Annotated in this window: 12 protein-coding genes; 4 read left to right on the plus strand and 8 right to left on the minus strand. The window is 52.0% G+C overall.

The features are described from left to right. Window positions 1-58 precede the first annotated feature (58 nt). From WA411_RS18680 to WA411_RS18690, 3 genes are read right to left on the minus strand one after another with little or no spacing between them, the layout of a single operon-like run. Window positions 59-1060 carry a hypothetical protein gene (locus tag WA411_RS18680; RefSeq protein WP_291910387.1) on the minus strand — a complete coding sequence of 334 codons (1002 nt, stop codon included), beginning with the start codon at window positions 1058-1060 and terminating at the stop codon, window positions 59-61. Continuing rightward, window positions 1057-3177 (minus strand): DNA sulfur modification protein DndB, encoded by a 2121-nt coding sequence (locus tag WA411_RS18685; RefSeq protein WP_291910389.1) that lies wholly within the window; start codon window positions 3175-3177, stop codon window positions 1057-1059. The genes WA411_RS18680 and WA411_RS18685 overlap by 4 nt, the downstream gene beginning before the upstream one ends. A 2-nt stretch (window positions 3178-3179) precedes the next feature. Continuing rightward, complete coding sequence (locus tag WA411_RS18690) at window positions 3180-3818, minus strand: hypothetical protein (RefSeq protein ID WP_291910391.1); 639 nt, start codon at window positions 3816-3818, stop codon at window positions 3180-3182. Between the two features lie 55 nt (window positions 3819-3873). Here WA411_RS18690 and dndB point away from each other — a divergent pair, with 55 nt between their 5' ends. Genes dndB through WA411_RS18710 form a run of 4 tightly spaced genes read left to right on the plus strand, consistent with a single transcriptional unit; the run spans window position 3874 to window position 8831 of the window. Then, on the plus strand, window positions 3874-4956 hold the full coding sequence (dndB, locus tag WA411_RS18695; RefSeq protein WP_291910393.1) for a DNA sulfur modification protein DndB: 1083 nt from the start codon (window positions 3874-3876) through the stop codon (window positions 4954-4956). Further along, complete coding sequence (dndC, locus tag WA411_RS18700; protein ID WP_291910395.1) at window positions 4953-6473, plus strand: DNA phosphorothioation system sulfurtransferase DndC; 1521 nt, start codon at window positions 4953-4955, stop codon at window positions 6471-6473. Before dndB ends, dndC begins: the two co-directional genes overlap by 4 nt. Further along, entirely contained in the window at window positions 6473-8467 is a 1995-nt protein-coding gene (gene dndD, locus WA411_RS18705) for a DNA sulfur modification protein DndD (protein WP_291910397.1), read from the plus strand. The genes dndC and dndD overlap by 1 nt, the downstream gene beginning before the upstream one ends. 1 nt (window position 8468) lies before the next feature. Next, window positions 8469-8831, plus strand: a complete 363-nt coding sequence (locus WA411_RS18710) for a DndE family protein (RefSeq protein WP_291910398.1) — start codon at window positions 8469-8471, stop codon at window positions 8829-8831. Between the two features lie 124 nt (window positions 8832-8955). Here the strand turns inward: WA411_RS18710 and WA411_RS18715 are convergent, their stop codons facing one another. The 5 genes from WA411_RS18715 to fdhF all read right to left on the minus strand — a co-directional run bounded on the left by WA411_RS18715 (window position 8956) and on the right by fdhF (window position 17110). Beyond that, entirely contained in the window at window positions 8956-11595 is a 2640-nt protein-coding gene (locus WA411_RS18715) for an AAA family ATPase (RefSeq protein WP_291910400.1), read from the minus strand. Further along, window positions 11592-12713: a metallophosphoesterase family protein gene (locus WA411_RS18720; protein ID WP_291910402.1), complete on the minus strand. Its 1122-nt coding sequence runs from the start codon at window positions 12711-12713 to the stop codon at window positions 11592-11594. Before WA411_RS18720 ends, WA411_RS18715 begins: the two co-directional genes overlap by 4 nt. Window positions 12714-12888: 175 nt before the next feature. Then, a complete protein-coding gene (locus tag WA411_RS18725; protein ID WP_291910404.1) occupies window positions 12889-13599 on the minus strand; it encodes a hypothetical protein in 711 nt (236 codons plus the stop codon). Beyond that, window positions 13596-14156, minus strand: a complete 561-nt coding sequence (locus WA411_RS18730) for a hypothetical protein (protein ID WP_291910406.1) — start codon at window positions 14154-14156, stop codon at window positions 13596-13598. The genes WA411_RS18725 and WA411_RS18730 overlap by 4 nt, the downstream gene beginning before the upstream one ends. Before the next feature lie 83 nt (window positions 14157-14239). Further along, on the minus strand, window positions 14240-17110 hold the full coding sequence (gene fdhF, locus WA411_RS18735) for a formate dehydrogenase subunit alpha (RefSeq protein WP_291910408.1): 2871 nt from the start codon (window positions 17108-17110) through the stop codon (window positions 14240-14242). Window positions 17111-17114 lie beyond the last annotated feature (4 nt).

Here is a 17114-nt window from a genome sequence, read left to right on the forward strand (position 1 = left end):
GGACACTCCTTTGCACTAGGTCTATGCCTAGGCCTTTGCTTCTACCAAGGTGTCCGGTTTAAATGGGGGCTACTACAGAAGCAGGCAGAATCTTCTTATCCCTCAACCGATACCAGATTCTACCAACGCCATCAACGCTATCCCCTTGTTTTGCTCTCGGGGGTGGATCTATCCACCGAAGTACAATTTCTTTATCTATAACATTGGCCGCTATTAAATTTTTCTTCAACGCCAAGCAGACAACTGCCAACTCAAAAGATCTGAATAGATAAAGAGCTGACAGGTTTGCATTTGCTCCTAAATAAGACTTTGAATTCGAAAATAAGAAAGCTGAAAACACCGAATAGTAATCAATAAAGTAGTTTACTGGATTTGTTCTGACCGGGGATCCCAACGCAATACAGAGCTCTAGTCTAGATTCAATATTCTCAGTATCCACATGTTTCCAAGTACGAAAATGCCTGATATTAGAAGTCAAGAATTCGATGTTATTATATTTGGAAAGACTGAACACCGTGCATGAGGCTAGCTCACCCAACGAACAATTAGAGTAACCCTTAAATAACTTCCTCTCTATATCACAAATAATTGAAACCTGATCTACCCACTCCTCTAAAAGAAGGCTTGAATCAACTGCCAAAGCTTTCAGCTGATCCAACTGAGCTTTAATATTCGCTATCAAATTAGTTACTACGGAAGAAACGCTACTTTTCTCCATTAAGCATTGAATCTCGTAAAAGATCTGCTTTGGAACAGTGTAGGCGAGGTAATCTCTTGATTTACACTCAAAATTTTCGAACGGGTCCAGGATCATATCAAAATCGCCCCAAAATCTGAGAGCGCTTATGACGCACTCTGCGCGACTCTTTCTCTGCGCCCCCAAAAACCAAAATTTGTGAGCGGGCCAACCGGACTCTAAGTTCTGAAAAACCGCTTGATCACACTGTACCAGAAACGCAAATTCATCAGATTCATGAGCTTGTCCCGTGACAAGCTCGATGTAATCCGAATAATCATGTTGCTCCGGATAGCAACACAACATTACAACCCAACGAGTCAAGCCTCTTCATCCCCATACTCTTCGTAGCTATCTTCAGATATTATGTCTAGGGACAGATTCAGAGCTTCTTTTAGCTCGGCAGAAGCTCTCTCCCTTGTCTTGATAGAATAACTCCCAACTAGATCATCGAACTCATGCGAAATGTCTTCTTTCGCTCGTGTTTTATCTCTGTATTCTTTCTTGTGTTGTTTTTGCTTTGCCTCAGCCTGCTGAATCTTATCTTTTTCAGCAGGGCTCAATGACTGATTAAGCGTATAGGTACGCTTGAAGTCCTTTATGAATCCTTTCTCAAACGACTTAATAAACTCTGACGGTGCCAAATCACCCTTCTCCTTAAGTTTGGCGAGGAAATCGTGATCATTTATCCCCGTATCTTTCACAATGTCCTGAATATGGGCAAGAGTTTGCTCGCGACCAAGAAAAGATAGAAAAAGGTTTTTAAGGGCTTTCCTTGTTTCTTCCAATGTAATTATAGTACTGCCTTGAAAAACTGAGTACTGCATATATCCTCTTTTATAGCTCAATACTCCTTTCATCTCGTCAGAATGCTGTTCATCCAGAATTGAAATAAGTATCTTAGTAATTATTTCTGGATCCACATTAAAGATATTTCCGACTTGTAAGAGCTCAAACCAGAATGCGACGAGTGCACGCTGATAAAGAGCATACTGAAGAATTCTCAAGCCTGAATCCTCTAATTTTTCTTCAACAGCATTTCCGATTGCCTTAACAACGGCGAGCGCTTCCTTGTTATCTCTCTGTTTATCATCGGGAATCTGCATATAGTCGACTATTTGTTCGTACGCAGGCGTGTAGACTGTAAGTCCCTTCTTGTCGTCCTCTAATTTCTGTTCCAGTTTGATCAGCTCTTGGTCAAAAATTTCAAAAGCCTTTTTATAGGGCTTGGAACCGAAGAAAATATTCTCAAATAGTGGGACTGCGTATTTATTTACTTGCTCTGCTAAGCATTTCCGTTGAACAGAATTAAACGTATCCCAATCGACCACGGGACACTCTATTGACCCCTTCTCCTCATCGTCAGGATAGAGATTACTTTCGACAGCCTTTAAGTTAAGCCAGTATTCAAGCTCAGAGGGAGATTTCTTAAAGCACTCTCGTAGAGCCTTTTCGATTACACCAATTGAGGTTAAAGAGTACTTTCTTACTACGTTAGAGGAGTCTTTTGCCTTTTTCGTATTCCACTCGACTACCGAAAGCCTCTTTTTTCCATCTTCTTTTTTCAACAGGTTGGAGCAAAACTGTCGACACACTAGACTGCCAATATTATTATCAGAGAGGAGTATATTAAAGTGTCCGCCGACAGTTTCAGCTGTATTATTAACGTCGACAAAAAGCTGCCTAAAAACTTCAGGTACCGACAGAACACCCTTGTCTTTTAGCCGATCCTGGGAGTTCGGCGCAAACAGTAAACAGACAGGAACCTGCAAATCGTCAATTGCCTCTGGCTTTCTCTCGTAAATATCTTGGAGTGCCTTCAGCCGGTGTTGCCCATCGATAACAATTAGCCTAATACCAGGCGAACTCTTTTTAGATCTCCAACCCTCAAATAAAACCTGCCCTGGTTTCACCTTTATATTGACGCTGTCCCCATTTGCGTCATAACTATTAATTAATGGCGCTGTTGCAGAGTTCGACACTTGGTATGTAATCTTGAAAAGGTTGTCTCCCCACTTTCTATACGCAAGTTTCTTATTATCGCTAAAGCTGCAGACTTCATTATCATAATAGCCGCCCATGCTTTTTCCCTCTACTGGAGCAACAGCCACCAATAAAGGGGGAAAAAATAACGCTCTGGGCAATGAGCTGTCAGGGTTCTTAGGATCTGTGTATGTATCTGGATCGAGGTAAGGCGCTATTTCGTTTCGAACTCTATCCTCATCTAAGTCACGCTGCATTAGAAGGTCAAAATCTATTTCTTTTGGTCTCACATCTTTCGCAAAAGTCAAGTATTCTGAAAGCTGATCTGGCCTTAGGGAAGTCAGAATGTATTCGATGGGGTACGAAGTTTTCGTCGAGAATTTACCATAAGAACCAATTTTCTCAATATCGTACTCTTTTTCATCATCAATTAGATTGACTTCCATTTCTTCTTTCATAATTACCTCAAACTTAAGATCGGGTTCGTTAATAAATGCATAATCCGCTCAACTTGGACTAACTCACTTCCATAAGCCTTTGATGGACAGGCTGAAAATATCAGGTCGGACCAGTCTAGTCCGGCCTCTCTCGCTCGAAAACCAAAGGTACTATTTTGGTTATATGCTCGAAAATCATACCTGTGCTGGCGGCAACGGTCTCTGAGTGTTTGTGATTTTGTGATACCAAAATAGACCGGTACTTGTAAGAAGAAAGTTTCTTCTAGGAGATCGACCGCCTTAATAAACGTATCGTCATCGAGTTCAAGAATAGGATAGATAGCATCCAGCGATACTTTTTCTTGCAAGGTGACGTCATATGCAGGAGATAGATGCACGCCTCTAGAGGGGTCCTTGACCTCGCCCGAATATGCACGCGCTTTCCTCAAAGCAAGAAGAGCTTGGAGCTTCCTAGAAAAAATTTTTCTGGCTCTTGCTATCTCATCTGCAGTCGGTACTCCCCCACTGTATAGACCTATCGCCCTTCTGGACGTTATCGCTGAATAGAAGGCGTAGACTCCCGGCATTTCAGGAATCTCCTCAATTGAACGAGATGCCGCCAGCGCAACAGTTACCGCATTTTTGGAAGTCAATATTGACAAAGCAAAACGTCCTCTACGAAAATGACGTCCATAACGTTGACGCTTGGAAGAACACATGATTTCAGAGTTTTCACACACCTTCCCTGCTGCAAGAGGAAGCCAAGCCGGACGACCTTGCTATGTTGCAATGTGCCCGATGCGGCTTATCCCCAAAATTTTTATGTTTGACGAAGAGGAAGTTCCGCCAGAACTGAGAGCTCAGCGCACCCTGAATAGAGCAAGAATTCCCGAAATCGTAAGCTATCTTATTGAGAACAGTAAAGACTACACGCTCTCGGCAATCACTGCATCAATCGACGGGCAAATAACCTTTGAACCGTATGAGGACACTGGACTGGGACAAAATCTCGGTATTCTCTCAGTTTCAATGGATGCAAAGATCCTGATAAACGATGGCCAACACCGCCGAGCCGCAATTGAGTACGCAATCCAGGAAAACCCAGAGCTCGGCTATGACAATATTCCGGTCCTTTTTTTCATCGATGAAGGTCTTCAGAAAAGTCAACAGATGTTTGCGGACCTCAACAAACATGCTGTGCGGCCAAGCGATTCAATCAGCACCCTTTATGACCGTAGAGATTCAACGGCTGAGCTTGCTCGCCAGATGGTCAAACAGGTAAAGGTGTTTTCGCGTCTTACTGAGATGGAAAGATCAAGCATTTCAAATCGTAGTACGAAACTCTTCACACTCTCTGCGATTAAAAATGCTTCTAAGTCGCTTCTAGCAAAGGGCAAGAACGACTCTGTTGAGGATACTGAGGCGGCGCTTGCTGGAGAATATTGGAATGAAGTTGCTGCCAATATGCCTGACTGGCAATTGGCTCTTGAGAAAAAGGTGGCTACGTCAGAATTGCGTGAGCAATACATTCACGCTCACGCAGTAATGCTGCAAGCGATGGGCAATATTGGCGCGGGTCTTCTTGTACGTCCAAAAACCCAGTGGGCGGGAGTTCTAAAGGCACTGAAAGACATTGACTGGGCGAGGGCTAATCAGCATTGGGAAGGACGTGCAATGCACCATGGCCGCATCAGCAAAGCAAGGAGCAGCGTCGTACTTACTGGTAACTACATTAAGCAACAACTGGGAATTCCGCTGACTGCGAGTGAGCAAGAGTACGAGGAGTCGCTGAAAAAATGACAGCACAAGAGCAGTTCGTGTTCTCCGACCATACCTCTATGATTCAAGAACTATCTCTCGGCAATCGGCCTCTGGCTGACCTAGTCCGAGAGATTCAAAACATCTATCAGTCGGATGATAGACCTTGGATCATTGGCTTCAGTGGCGGGAAGGACTCTACCAGCGTCCTTTCTTTGATCTACATGGCCCTGCTTTATGTCAAGCCAGAAAAGCGCACCAAGCACATTTACGTCGTTTCATCGGACACCTTGGTTGAGACGCCGGTTGTGGTCGATATGATCAAGCGAACTATCGAGACGGTCAACCAATCTGCGAAGCAGGATGGTTTGCCAATTAGTGCCCATACTGTGGTGCCGAAAACGGACCAAACATTTTGGGTTAATCTTTTGGGAAGGGGCTATCCCGCACCTAACCAGACCTTTCGCTGGTGTACGGAGCGGATGAAAATCGACCCTGTAAGTGAGTTTATTCTCGATAAAGTTGCCCAATTTGGGGAGGCGGTAGTTGTCTTGGGTTCGAGGAGTCAAGAAAGCGCTTCCCGGGCTCAAGTAATCGCCAAACATAAGATTGATGGCTCTGCATTGAGCCGACATAGTTCGTTGCCCAATGCTTATACCTACATGCCGATTGAAAGTTGGTCAGATGACGAAGTCTGGATGTATTTGATGAGCGCGCCCTGTCCCTGGGGTGGCTCGAACAGGAATCTACTGGAACTCTATAAAGGATCTAATCAGGGTGAATGTCCCTTGGTTATAGACAAGAGCACCCCATCTTGCGGGAACAGCCGCTTCGGCTGCTGGACCTGCACAGTTGTCACTGAAGACAAAGCATTGCATGGACTGATTGAAAACGGAGCCGATTGGATGAGGCCATTGCTTGCCTTTCGAAATAAGCTCTACAAATCACGTCAGCCTGAAAATTCCGAAGAGTATCGCAACTTTCGTCGACGTACCGGGCGGGTCTCCTACAACAATGGTGATATCAATGATGACAGCGTTCGCGAAGTTCGGCATATTCCGGGGCCCTATTGGCTGGAAAAACGTCAGGAATTTCTTCGCGATTTGTTAACGATCGAAAAACAAATCAACGATGGCGGAGAAGACATTGAACTCATTACCCGGCCGGAGCTCCACATGATCAGGAGAGAATGGTTAAGGGACCCGAATGAACCAGACTGGGAAGACTCTTTACCGAGGATTTATCGAGATGTCTATGGGGAGGACCTAGACTGGATTGAGGATGATGCGGGTGCCTTTACGCGGGCTGACTCAGAGACGCTGGAGACGCTTTCCTCCAAATATGGTGTTCCCGCTGCCCTAATCCGCAAAATGCTTGAAGCCGAGCTTCAGGTATCGGGGCTTGGAAACCGTCGAGGTATTCTCAATAAACTAGAGTCCATCCTTCAGCGTGACTGGGAAGAACTCAACGAGATTAACAAACGCAATGAAGCCTTCCGTAAGCGTGGCAAATCCCACGCGGAGGAAGTCAAAAAAGAATTTTCAGAGTTTTTGCAATAATGCTTATTCGGGACCTTACCCTTACTGACTTCCGAGTTTACGAAGGCGTCAATTATTTCGATCTAACGCCTCAAAAACTCTCGGGCAAAACTCGACCCATTGTTCTGTTCGGTGGGTTAAATGGCTCAGGAAAAACTAGCATACTCTTTGGTGTTCGCCTTGCTCTATATGGCCGCCTTTCGCTAGGCGCATCCGTGTCGCAAAAGCGATACGATGAATTTTTGTTAGACGCAATTCACCATTCCAGAGAAACCGGGCGGGCGGCAAGTTCCGCGTCAGTTGAGCTTACCTTCACCTATGCCAAGCTTGGCACTGAAAGCCAATACCACGTTAGAAGGGAATGGGAGCGTAAAGGTAAAGGCGTCAAGGAAACGCTAACCATCCATGAGGACGGAAATCTCGTTAAAGGCCTAACCTACGAGCAGGGACAAAATTTTCTTAATGAGCTAATCCCCATCGGTGTATCAGATCTGTTCTTCTTCGATGGGGAGAAAATTGCGGAGCTCGCAGATGATACAGGAGGAGCTGTTCTTGAGCAGTCGATCAAAAAACTTCTTGGGCTTGATGTCGTTGAACGCCTCTCCGGCGATTTGATCGTCCTAAACCGAAATCTAACCAAACGCTCTGCCGTTCAGTCTATCCAAGCTGAAATAGAGGCCGAAAATTCCATCCTCGATCAGTGCAGACAAGAAATCGAAATTATTCGCGAGGAAATTACTTCAATTGGGATTAAACGCTCAGAAGTAGAAGCGCAAGCTCTTAGGCTTCAAAAGGCAATTGATGACCGAGGTGGACACTTCTCTACATCTCGGAAAGAAATCGAAGACAGCCTCGATGACCTTCAAAGCAGACGCGACCAGCTCAGCTCACTCCTCAGAAACCTGATCTCCGATGCAGCGCCTCTTTCTCTCGCCACTAAATTTTATGAGCGAATCGAATCAAGAATAGAGCGAGATCTAAACGCTCAAATGGTGAATCAGAAACAACAGATACTAGATGGGTACCGTGACCAGCTAAATGCCAGACTAAAAGACCATTTGTCCGCGGAAGCCTTGGCTACTGTCGATAGGGAGCTTCGTGCTCTCACTGCCGCGAATTCGAATTCAGAGTCAGAAAAAGTTATTCACGACCTGACGCCATCCCAAGCCGGCCACATTTTCTCTTCATTCACAGAAGCGCGTAAACAGAAAGAGGAAATCACACAGCTATTTGATGAATTGGAAAAGATTGAATCATCGATGGATGACATTGGTGCCTCTCTGGCCAGGGCGCCAGATGATTCACTTATCGCAAATGACTTTGAAAATCTTCAACAACTTCAGCAGAAAATCGGGCGGTATGACGGGAAGTTAGAAGAACGTCGCGCGGCTGGAAAGGTAGTTGCCAACAAGGCTGTGGAGACTGCGCGTAGACTAGACCGTCTATATGAGGAAGCTGCTAAACATAGCGACCAAGAGAGAACCTTAAATTATATCAATAATGCAAATGGTCTGCTCACAGAGTTCGTGGACCAAACAGCGACAGCAAAGATTCGCGATTTAGAATCTCAGTTTACCGAGTGCTTTGCAAAACTGGCACGAAAAAACGACTTACAACTACAGATCAAAATCGACCCCAAAACTTTCCATGTCGATCTTTTGAGTGGTATCGGACGCACCATAGCCAAGGACGAGCTATCTGCCGGTGAAAAACAGATTTTTGCGATCGCAATGCTTGAAGCCCTTGCCAAAACCTCAGGAAGACAACTGCCTATGATAGTCGATACCCCTTTGGGTCGGCTGGACTCTCAACACCGAGGTAAGCTGATCGACGGGTATTTCCCAACTGCAAGCCACCAAATGATTGTATTGTCGACAGACACTGAGGTGGATGAATCCTTTTATGCGAGCCTTGCACCGGATATTGCAAGAGCCTACAAGCTCGAATATGACTCACAAGCCGGAGCCACACGGGTTTTTGAGGGCTATTTTTGGGAAATGAGGGAGGCAAGCTGAAATGTTTCCAACGCGAATTCAGCTAAGCAAAAGAACTTGGGACCGCTTGCAATACCTGCAAACTAAGACCCAGCTCACTCCCAATGTGATGGCTCGCATCGCAATGTCTTTGGCCCTCAGAGACATCCGCACTGCATCGATTATTGAAAACAAACCTGAACAGACGCACGTGATTAACCGAGACGTACTATTCGGTGATCACGAGAAAGAATACGAGGCTCTTATACGTCAATTCTGCTCTGAGCAGAAAGTCAAAACAGATATTCAAGACATTATTCGCTATTTGATCGACGATGGGCTTCATAAGCTCGGGCATGTAAAGAGCCTTTTGGACCTTAAAGCCTTATTCAATAATCCCAGCTAGATCCTGACCTCGAATTATGTCCCGGTATATTTCGAGGGTCGGGTGACTTGAGCACCACACGAAGCATGTTCAGTTAGCGGACGAAGGTGCTGGAGCTTGGCCATTCTTTGTACGCTTGAAAGGACTAAGCGCCCTGCTCCTTCGAAGCCTGAATATCCACAGGCGGCACTCCCAAGTCCTGCCACTTCTCCGGATGACAAGTAAACAGCAGTATCTGATGTCGGCTGGCCGCATCGAACAGGATACGTTTCATGTCTTCCAGGCGGTCACTGTCACTGTGAACCAGGGTGTCGTCCAGGATGACCAGCGTTGGCCTTCCGGCTTCCTGCAGCAGATCAGCATAGGCCAGACGGCTGATCAGGCCCATCTGCTCCCGCGCACCAAAACTCAGTTCGGTAATCTGTCCCAGTTCGCTACCCCGGCTGAAGGTGCCTGGCCGTAGCTGCTCGTCCACTTCCAGGGAGGCTTCCGGGAAGAGCACCGACAGATAATGGTTGAGGTGTTTTTGAAGCGGAGCTTGCAGGCGGCGTGTGAGAGCCTGGCGCTTTTCGGTGAGCAGGGTCAGGAGAAGATCCAGAGCCTGGGCACGGCTGTGCAATTCCTGATAGCGGCGATTGCATTGGTCGTACTCCGCCTCTTTCTCGTTGAGCTGTTCTTCCAGCCCTTCCGCGCCCCAGGCTTCCAACCTGACTTTGATGTCGCGCAGTTCGCGCCCACGATTTTCCTGGGTCTGGCGGAGCTGGTTGACCGCGTTCTGGTAGCGCTCGATGTCCTGTTTTAGAAATTCCGGGCGAGCCTCGCGGATTTCCCGTTCGCGGCGTTCTAGGCTGGCTTCCAGCTCGGCCTGCTGTTTTTCGAGGTTGGCCAGGTCGGTGGTTATCTGGCGAAGTTGCTGCTGCCTCTCAGGGCTCTTTTCTTCATCGGCCAGCCGTTGCCATTCGGTTTTGGCGTTCTCGCGGGCCTGTTTCAGGGCAGACAGCCTGGACTGATGCTCACGGTCATCGGATTCGGCTTTGTCCAGCGCACTGCCAGCCCGGGCGAACGCCGCCTCCGCTTCTTCCAGGGCCGGCACATCCTCTTGCGGATCCGGTTTTCGGGTGGCTTCCAGTTGGCTTTTGGCTTTCTTCAGTTCTCTCTCTGCCTCGTTGTGCTCGGAGACAAGTTGCTCAATGCCGGCGGGTGCTACGGATTTCAGCAAATCTTCGGAGTGCTTCTGGGCTCTTCCGGCGTTTTCAAAGGCAGCAAGACGTTCCTCTGCCTGCTCCACGGAGGCTACGCCCAGGGTCTTCAACTGGTCTTCCAGGCTTTCCTCAAGGGTTTTGAGTTTCCTGCGGGTACTGGCCAGTTCTTCGCCGCCGGGTGTTATGCCCAGGGTGCCAACCCCCGGAATCACCAGTGTGGATTCTTCCAGAAGCTGCTGTTCGCCCTGCCCGGTGAGCGCTTCGTTGTTCAGCGTGAGGGATGCGCCGGCCTCCAACTGCCAGCTTACCTGGGTGGCGATGGTCCGTGAGCGGATGGTTTCTTCGTTCAGTTGGTTCCCGGTTGCCCGCAGCTTCTTGACCAGCTCGGCATCGATCCGATTTTCCCGGGCCTGCTGCCTGGCTTGCTCCAACTGCTGTTGGTATTCCTTTGCTTTGCCCAGACTATCGGTCAGCACCTGTATCTGCTGCTCAAGCCGGCGGACATCCTGCTCCAGCCTCTGTCGGGTTTGCAGCAGGCCCGCGAGTTTGCGTTGCTTTTCCGCCTGCTCATAGGCGGCTCTGGCTTCTTTCAAGCGGCCTGCAATCATCGGGCTTTGGGCTTCTGCGGTGGCGAGGTCTCGCTCCGCCCAGTCCAGTTCGGCTTTTCGGCCTTCAAGCTGGCGACTGAGACCTTCCAGGTGCTCTTTGTTCTGCTGCAACAGGCGGTGGTTCTGTTGCAGCTGGCTGAGCGTGGCTTTCTCCTGGTTCTGTTGCTGCTCCAGGCGCTCAACCTGTTGATAGCGCGCACGGGCTTCCTCCAGATGGCGCTGGGCCTCTTCCCAGGGGCGCTCGGCCTCGGCCTGATCATAGTCTTGGGTGAGTTTGCCCAGGCGGTCGACCTGCTCCTGGTATTTGTGTACCCGCTCTTTCAGTTCTTCAATTTCAACTTCGTATTGGGCGCGGTCTTTTTCCAGTTTCAGGTAATCGCCACGGGGCTTGCCGGTGCCGGTCAGCAAGGTGTCCCGCTGGTTACGGACGGTCTCGATCAGGTCGTCGCCTCCGGAGCTGGCCACCTCGCCGACCATGGAATTCAGGGCGGATTTCAGGTGATCTCCGGCGTGTTCTATGGCCTGCTCAATGTCCTGCCCGGTGCCTTGTTCAACCCACAGTAGTCCCGGTATGCCCCAGTGTTCGGCTTTGCTGGCGCCCCGTTTCGGGTACTGGTAGCCCAGCAGTTCAGCCAGTTTTTCTTCCGCATCGTCTTCACTGTATGACTCGGTGCCAACAACCAGGTCGCACCGTTTACGCTGCAGAAAGCTTTTGGTGAGCCGCCAAACGCGGTTGTCGTGCTCAAAATCCAGCTCAATGGTGGGCGCCGCGGCGGAGTCGCCCCACGGGCGTAGGTCGTCAACGGCCGTTGACCGATAGCGTTCGAAAAATGCAGCTCGGATGGCACGTACCAGTGTGCTTTTCCCGGATTCATTGGGGCCGTGAATCAGGTTGAGGCCGGGCTGCAGGTTATCCAGAACAAAGGGTTTGCGGAACTGGCGCAGCTGTTCGATGCGCATTCGCTGCAGCTTCATTGCCCCGCCTCCTGTTCACGGTCCCGCAGTAATCCCGCCAGAATCGCCAGAGCATCCCGGGCGGTGTCATCCTGCGCGTCTTCTTGCCGATCGCGCAGGCTCTCAACCACTTCGCCCACGTAGCCATCGGCCTTCAGAGCCGCAATGTCTTCGTCGGTCGGGGCAAGCTGAAGCCCACTTCGCTCGCAGCGAAGGCTGCGGTATCGTGCTTCTGCAACCGAGAGCGCCTTCAACAGGGTTTCCTCGCCGGCCAGGGTCACCGAGCCTTCAAGTCGAAGGTCGACTACGGCGGATTCGGGCAAGGTGTTCAAACGTTCCAGTAACTGTTCAAGATCGGAGTGTACAGCCAGGGTTTCCCGAAACTGGTGCCATTGGTACCGCCCTGTTGGAACCCGGGTTACCGCAGGTGTGGCGCCGGGTTCGGCAACCTCAACAATCAGGGCATTACCCGCTTCGTTGTTTCTGAACCGTTCGGGCTCTGGCGTTCCGCTGTACCAGGTGCGTTCATCGATCTGTTTGGTTCCGTGCCAGTCGCCAAGGGCGAGGTAGTCGAGCCTGCTGGCTTCGGCACGGTTCGGCGCGATGGGATTGGTTGAATCAATCTCGTCCGGCAGCAGGCCCTGAACGCTGCCGTGGGCCAGGCCGACCCTGAGAAAGCCCTCGGGCGTTTCATAGCCGCTGAATGGCTCGGTCAGATCGCCATACGTGTGGCGCTGGGTCAAAGGTGCGCAGAGGATGCTGAGGCGCTGGGGTTCCAGATCTATCACGCCAGGCTGCAGCGCGAGATGCACATTCTCCGGGACCGCACCCAGGCGTTGGGCTCGGGTCCACACGCTTTCTGCCAGTGCAGCGTCGTGGTTTCCGGGGAGCATGACCCAAGGGCCAGTAAAATCCTTCGTGGCGTTGAACACCCGGCGAATGGTTCGGTCGGAGACGGTTTGGGCATCGAAAACGTCACCAGCTACCAGAACCGCATCGCACTGGTGTTCGTTGGCCAGTCGTGCAAGCGTTTCAATGGCCTCGAACCGGGCCTCGACCAGGGCGGCACCGTCCTCCGTTTCGAAACGGGTAAATGCGCGGCCCATCTGCCAGTCTGCCGTATGCAAAAACTTTGGCATTTTATCTACCTGAAAGATCTGGAAATTTTGGCGTTATTCTAGACTACACACGGATACATTACAGACGTAACGCGACACTAGAGGTCGTTCTGGAAGAGATGGTTTGCTTCGGACCCTAAACGGAGCTCAACCTGCACGCCGCATTCTTGAAGTTCGAAAACACTATCGCTTCGCATCAATGCCCAAACTGGGTCAGAGTTTCAATCCGTTCAAACAAAATTTGCTCTCGCTCTGCATTTCCACCCGCCTGGCTGTTAACGGCATACTCAAAGTTGGGATCTTGCAACAATTGCCTGAATTCTTCTGCCAGATAGCCTCGTAGTTCCTCGGGCGCAGCCTTGACCTCGTTGATCAATGACTCACGACCATCAATCAACGTGAGCAAGTCTTCGATGTCGTGGCTGGAGAGTGTATCGCCCTTACCTCGGCCCTTGTATGCCTCCAGCTTTGTCGCAAGAAAATATGACGGATTTACCAGTCTGATAGAGAGATCATCAGACAACTTGTAAGGCATGGCAGTCTTCAACGCATCGCCATACCAGCGGTTGCTGAACCCCAGGACCTGTGGATCGTCCGGCATAAAATCCACTCGTAAATCGCCCAGCTTCATAGCACACACGGGGGCGTTTTCCTCCGGGTCTGGCGGCATGTCCTTAAAGCCTTTTGCTCTCAATGCCTGTTGCAACGCATAAAATCCCGGATAGCCCATGACATGGACGATCAGATCCACATCCTCGGTGTGACGAACTTGCTCAAGTACGAACTCATCGGTTAATAGAAAACTGGTGGTACAACCACCTACAAAGGCCACCTGCTCTCGCAGGTCGGGACCAAGCGCCTCAGCAACTTTGCTTACCATCCACTTTTGTAACACCGGTATGCTCATTCACTCACTTCCATGTGTTTTTTCAACAGGTCTTTTGCCAGATTTGCCTCACGCGCGCTGCCTATGCGTATTGCGTCTACCAGGGCTAGCAAGGCGTAAAGCTCCGGGTCGCGCTGAACCGCATGGCCCACGGTTTTAAATAGAGGGACAATCTCCAAGCCTTTGTTTTTACCCCGCGCATCTGGCCAAACCGGAAAAAGTTCTCCTGCGCTGAACAAGCGAGTTTCCAACACGGGCGCAGCGAATGCGGTGCTTATACCCCGCACCAACTGGCCCGGCTTGGCAGGGAATACGTATTTGGCACCGTAAACTATGAATTCAAACAAGCTCTTTGTGTTGACACGCGGTACACCGGAATTGCGATCCTTTTTAGCCAGACCAACCTCAAAACAGCGGCGCAGTGAGTTGCTAACCTGGGATTTCCCGATGCCGGTTTCCAGCTCAAGATTGCGCACTGTGTAGGCTGATGTGTCTACCCCACTTCCGGTCGCTTCTTGCTGACGCAGCGAAACCAATTTGAGCAACAGGCCGAGATCTTGACTCTTGATTCCATCCATACGTTGGATGTCCCTAGTTTTTGGACACGGGACAAGCGTTGCTTAGATTTCAATTAATTGCAAGCTCTCACCAACACATTCCTTTACACCGGGCTCAGTCGACACGCGGCGTACTTGAATTCCGGGATTTTGCCGAAAGGGTCCAGCGCCGGGTTGGTGAGCACGTTCGCTGCCGCCTCCACAAAGGCGAAGGGCACGAACACCATGCCTTCGGGCATGGTCTGGTCGGCCCGTGCCGTCAGCGTGATGGTGCCGCGCCGGGTGGCGATTTGAATGTCATTCCCCGGTGCTACACCCATGCGTGCCAGCTCTGCTGGTGCGAGATACGCCGCCGCTTCCGGCTCACGCTCGTCCAGCACCTTGCTGCGACGGGTCATGGCGCCGGTGTGCCAGTGCTCAAGCAATCGCCCGGTGGTTAGTACGATGGGATAGGCCTCATCCACAGGCTCGTCCGGCGGTAGCGGGCTGGCCGGTGAGAATCTGGCGCGGCCTCCCGCTCGCGGGAAGGCATCGGAGAAGACAACGTCGTTGCCCGGGGCGTCGTCGGCCGGGCATGGATAAGTAACGGACCCCTCGCGCTCAAGGCGAGACCAGGAGATATGATCCAGTGAGTGCATGCCCTGCTTCATTTCTTCAAACACTTGCTCGGGGCCGGCGTAGTTCCAGGCCAGCCCGAAACGACGGGCGATTTCCTGGATAACCCACCAGTCGGGCTTTGCATCCCCCGGCGGCGCCAGCGCGGCACGGCCCATTTGCACCTGTCGGTTGGTGTTGGTAACGGTGCCGGATTTTTCCGACCAGGCGGCGGCCGGCAGGATAACGTCGGCAAACTGGGCGGTCTCGGTGACAAACAGGTCCTGCACCACCAGGTGTTCAAGGGCAGCGAGCGCGGCCCGGGCGTGGGAAAGGTCCGGGTCGGACATGGCGGGGTTTTCGCCCAGGATATACATGCCCTTGATGGTGCCCGCCTTGATGGCATCCATGATCTCCACCACGGTGAGCCCCGGCTCAGGGTCCAGCTCTGTGTTCCAGAGCTCTTCGAAGGCGGCCCGCAGCTGTTGATCGCCTACCGGCTGGTAGTCGGGCAATACCATGGGGATCAGCCCCGCATCGGATGCCCCCTGCACGTTGTTCTGCCCCCGCAATGGGTGCAGGCCAGTGCCGGGCCGGCCGGTGTGGCCGCAGCTGAGCGCCAGGGATATCAGGCAGCGGGCGTTGTCGGTGCCGTGCACGTGCTGGGAGATGCCCATGCCCCAGAAAATCATTGCCTTATCTGCCTTCGCGTAGGCGCGGGCCACTTCACGAATGGCATCGGGCGCCACGCCGCAGACCGGGCTCATCACTTCCGGTGTCATGCCTTCAACACTGGCCGCCAGCGCCTCGAAACCTTCGGTGTGGGCGTCAATGTAGGTTTGGTCGTATAGCCCTTCGCTGATGATCACATTGAGCATGGCGTTGAACAGGGACACGTCGCCACCGGGCGAGAATCGCAGGCTGCGCCAGGCATAGGCATCCAGCGCCTGGCCGCGAGGATCGATGATGATCAGTTTGGTGCCGTTTCTTGCCGCCTGCTTGAAGTAGGTGGCGGCTACCGGGTGGTTGACCGCCGGATTGCAACCGGTGAGGATTACCACGTCGGCCTGCAATGCCTGCATGAAGGAGGCTGTCACGGCGCCGGAACCCAGGCATTCCATCAATGCCGCCACGGAGCTTGCGTGGCAAAGCCGGGTGCAGTGGTCCACATGGTTGGAGCCGAAGCCAGTGCGCACCAGCTTTTGGAACAGCCAGGCTTCCTCGTTGGAGCATTTGGCACTGCCGAAGCCGGCAAGCGCGGCGGGACCGTATTGTGTTTTTAGACCGGTCAATCCGTTGGCTGCCAGATCCAGGGCTTCTTCCCAGCTTGCTTCTCGGAAGTGCGTCAACGGTTTAGCCGGATCGAACTCCGGGTCCAGCCCCTTGGGTATGCCCTCCCGACGAATCAACGGTCGGGTGAGCCGCGCCGGGTGCGTGGGATAGTCGAAGCCAAAACGGCCCTTCACGCAAAGCCGGCCCTGGTTTGAGGGGCCATCTTTGCCTTCCACAAACAGGATGCGCCCTCGCTGCTCGCCTTTCTCAGATCCGGCAGGTGTTGGCGCGTCTTTCACGTGATAGGTCAGTTGGCAGCCCACGCCGCAATAGGGGCAGACGGAATCGACTTTGCGATCAGCAGTGGCGGAGTCTCCGCGGCCCTGGGCATCGATCAGGGTGGCCGGCATGAGCGCCCCGGTCGGGCAGGCCTGCACGCATTCGCCGCAGGCGACGCAGGTGCTGTCACCCATGGGGTCATCAAAATCAAACACCACCTTGGACGCAGCGCCACGGTGGGCCAGTCCGATCACATCGTTGCCCTGCACTTCCCGGCAGGCGCGTTCGCATAAGCCGCACGTAATGCAGGCGTCCAGATTGACGTTCATTGCCGAATGGCTGGCGTCGTGGCCGCGGGCGTGAGCCAGAGAATCCGACCTCGGCTCTACATGGTGAACCGTGGGTTCATTACGTTCCGAATGCGCAGGGATGCGTTGGCGCACGGCAGCGGCATCGATGGCCAGTTGGTCGGCCGTATCCCACAGGTGGCTTGAGCGGTCGGGGCTATTCTCCCGTTCAGGTTGATCCGCCAGCAGCAGTTCGAGCACGCCCTTGCGGGCTGCCTGAACCCGGGAAGAGCCTGCACTGCGCACCACCATGCCGGGCGCGGCCTCGCGAATGCAGCTTGCGGCCAGCACCCGTTCACCTTCCACTTCCACCATGCAGGCGCGGCAATTGCCATCGCCGCGGTAACCCGGGGCGTCTTTGAAGCACAGGTGGGGGATGGTCTCGCCGGCGCGCTTGGCCACCTGCCACAGGGTTTCGCCGGGGTAAGCCTGAACTTCAACGTCGTCGAGTGTCAGGGTGAAGCTTGCGGTCGCATCAATCATGGCT

It is taken from the genome of Marinobacter sp. CH_CUG1437-1, from assembly GCF_037029655.1.
Classification (GTDB): domain Bacteria; phylum Pseudomonadota; class Gammaproteobacteria; order Pseudomonadales; family Oleiphilaceae; genus Marinobacter; species Marinobacter salsuginis.

Excerpts from the sequence above, each read along its gene's own strand:
- WA411_RS18685 (WP_291910389.1), bottom strand. The coding sequence starts at position 3,177 with ATGAAAGAAGAAATGGAAGTCAATCTAATTGATGATGAAAAAGAGTAC.
- dndB (WP_291910393.1), top strand. The coding sequence starts at position 3,874 with ATGATTTCAGAGTTTTCACACACCTTCCCTGCTGCAAGAGGAAGCCAA.
- dndC (WP_291910395.1), top strand. The coding sequence starts at position 4,953 with ATGACAGCACAAGAGCAGTTCGTGTTCTCCGACCATACCTCTATGATT.
- dndD (WP_291910397.1), top strand. The coding sequence starts at position 6,473 with ATGCTTATTCGGGACCTTACCCTTACTGACTTCCGAGTTTACGAAGGC.
- WA411_RS18710 (WP_291910398.1), top strand. The coding sequence starts at position 8,469 with ATGTTTCCAACGCGAATTCAGCTAAGCAAAAGAACTTGGGACCGCTTG.
- WA411_RS18715 (WP_291910400.1), bottom strand. The coding sequence starts at position 11,595 with ATGAAGCTGCAGCGAATGCGCATCGAACAGCTGCGCCAGTTCCGCAAA.
- WA411_RS18720 (WP_291910402.1), bottom strand. The coding sequence starts at position 12,713 with ATGCCAAAGTTTTTGCATACGGCAGACTGGCAGATGGGCCGCGCATTT.
- WA411_RS18725 (WP_291910404.1), bottom strand. The coding sequence starts at position 13,599 with ATGAGCATACCGGTGTTACAAAAGTGGATGGTAAGCAAAGTTGCTGAG.
- WA411_RS18730 (WP_291910406.1), bottom strand. The coding sequence starts at position 14,156 with ATGGATGGAATCAAGAGTCAAGATCTCGGCCTGTTGCTCAAATTGGTT.
- fdhF (WP_291910408.1), bottom strand. The coding sequence starts at position 17,110 with ATGATTGATGCGACCGCAAGCTTCACCCTGACACTCGACGACGTTGAA.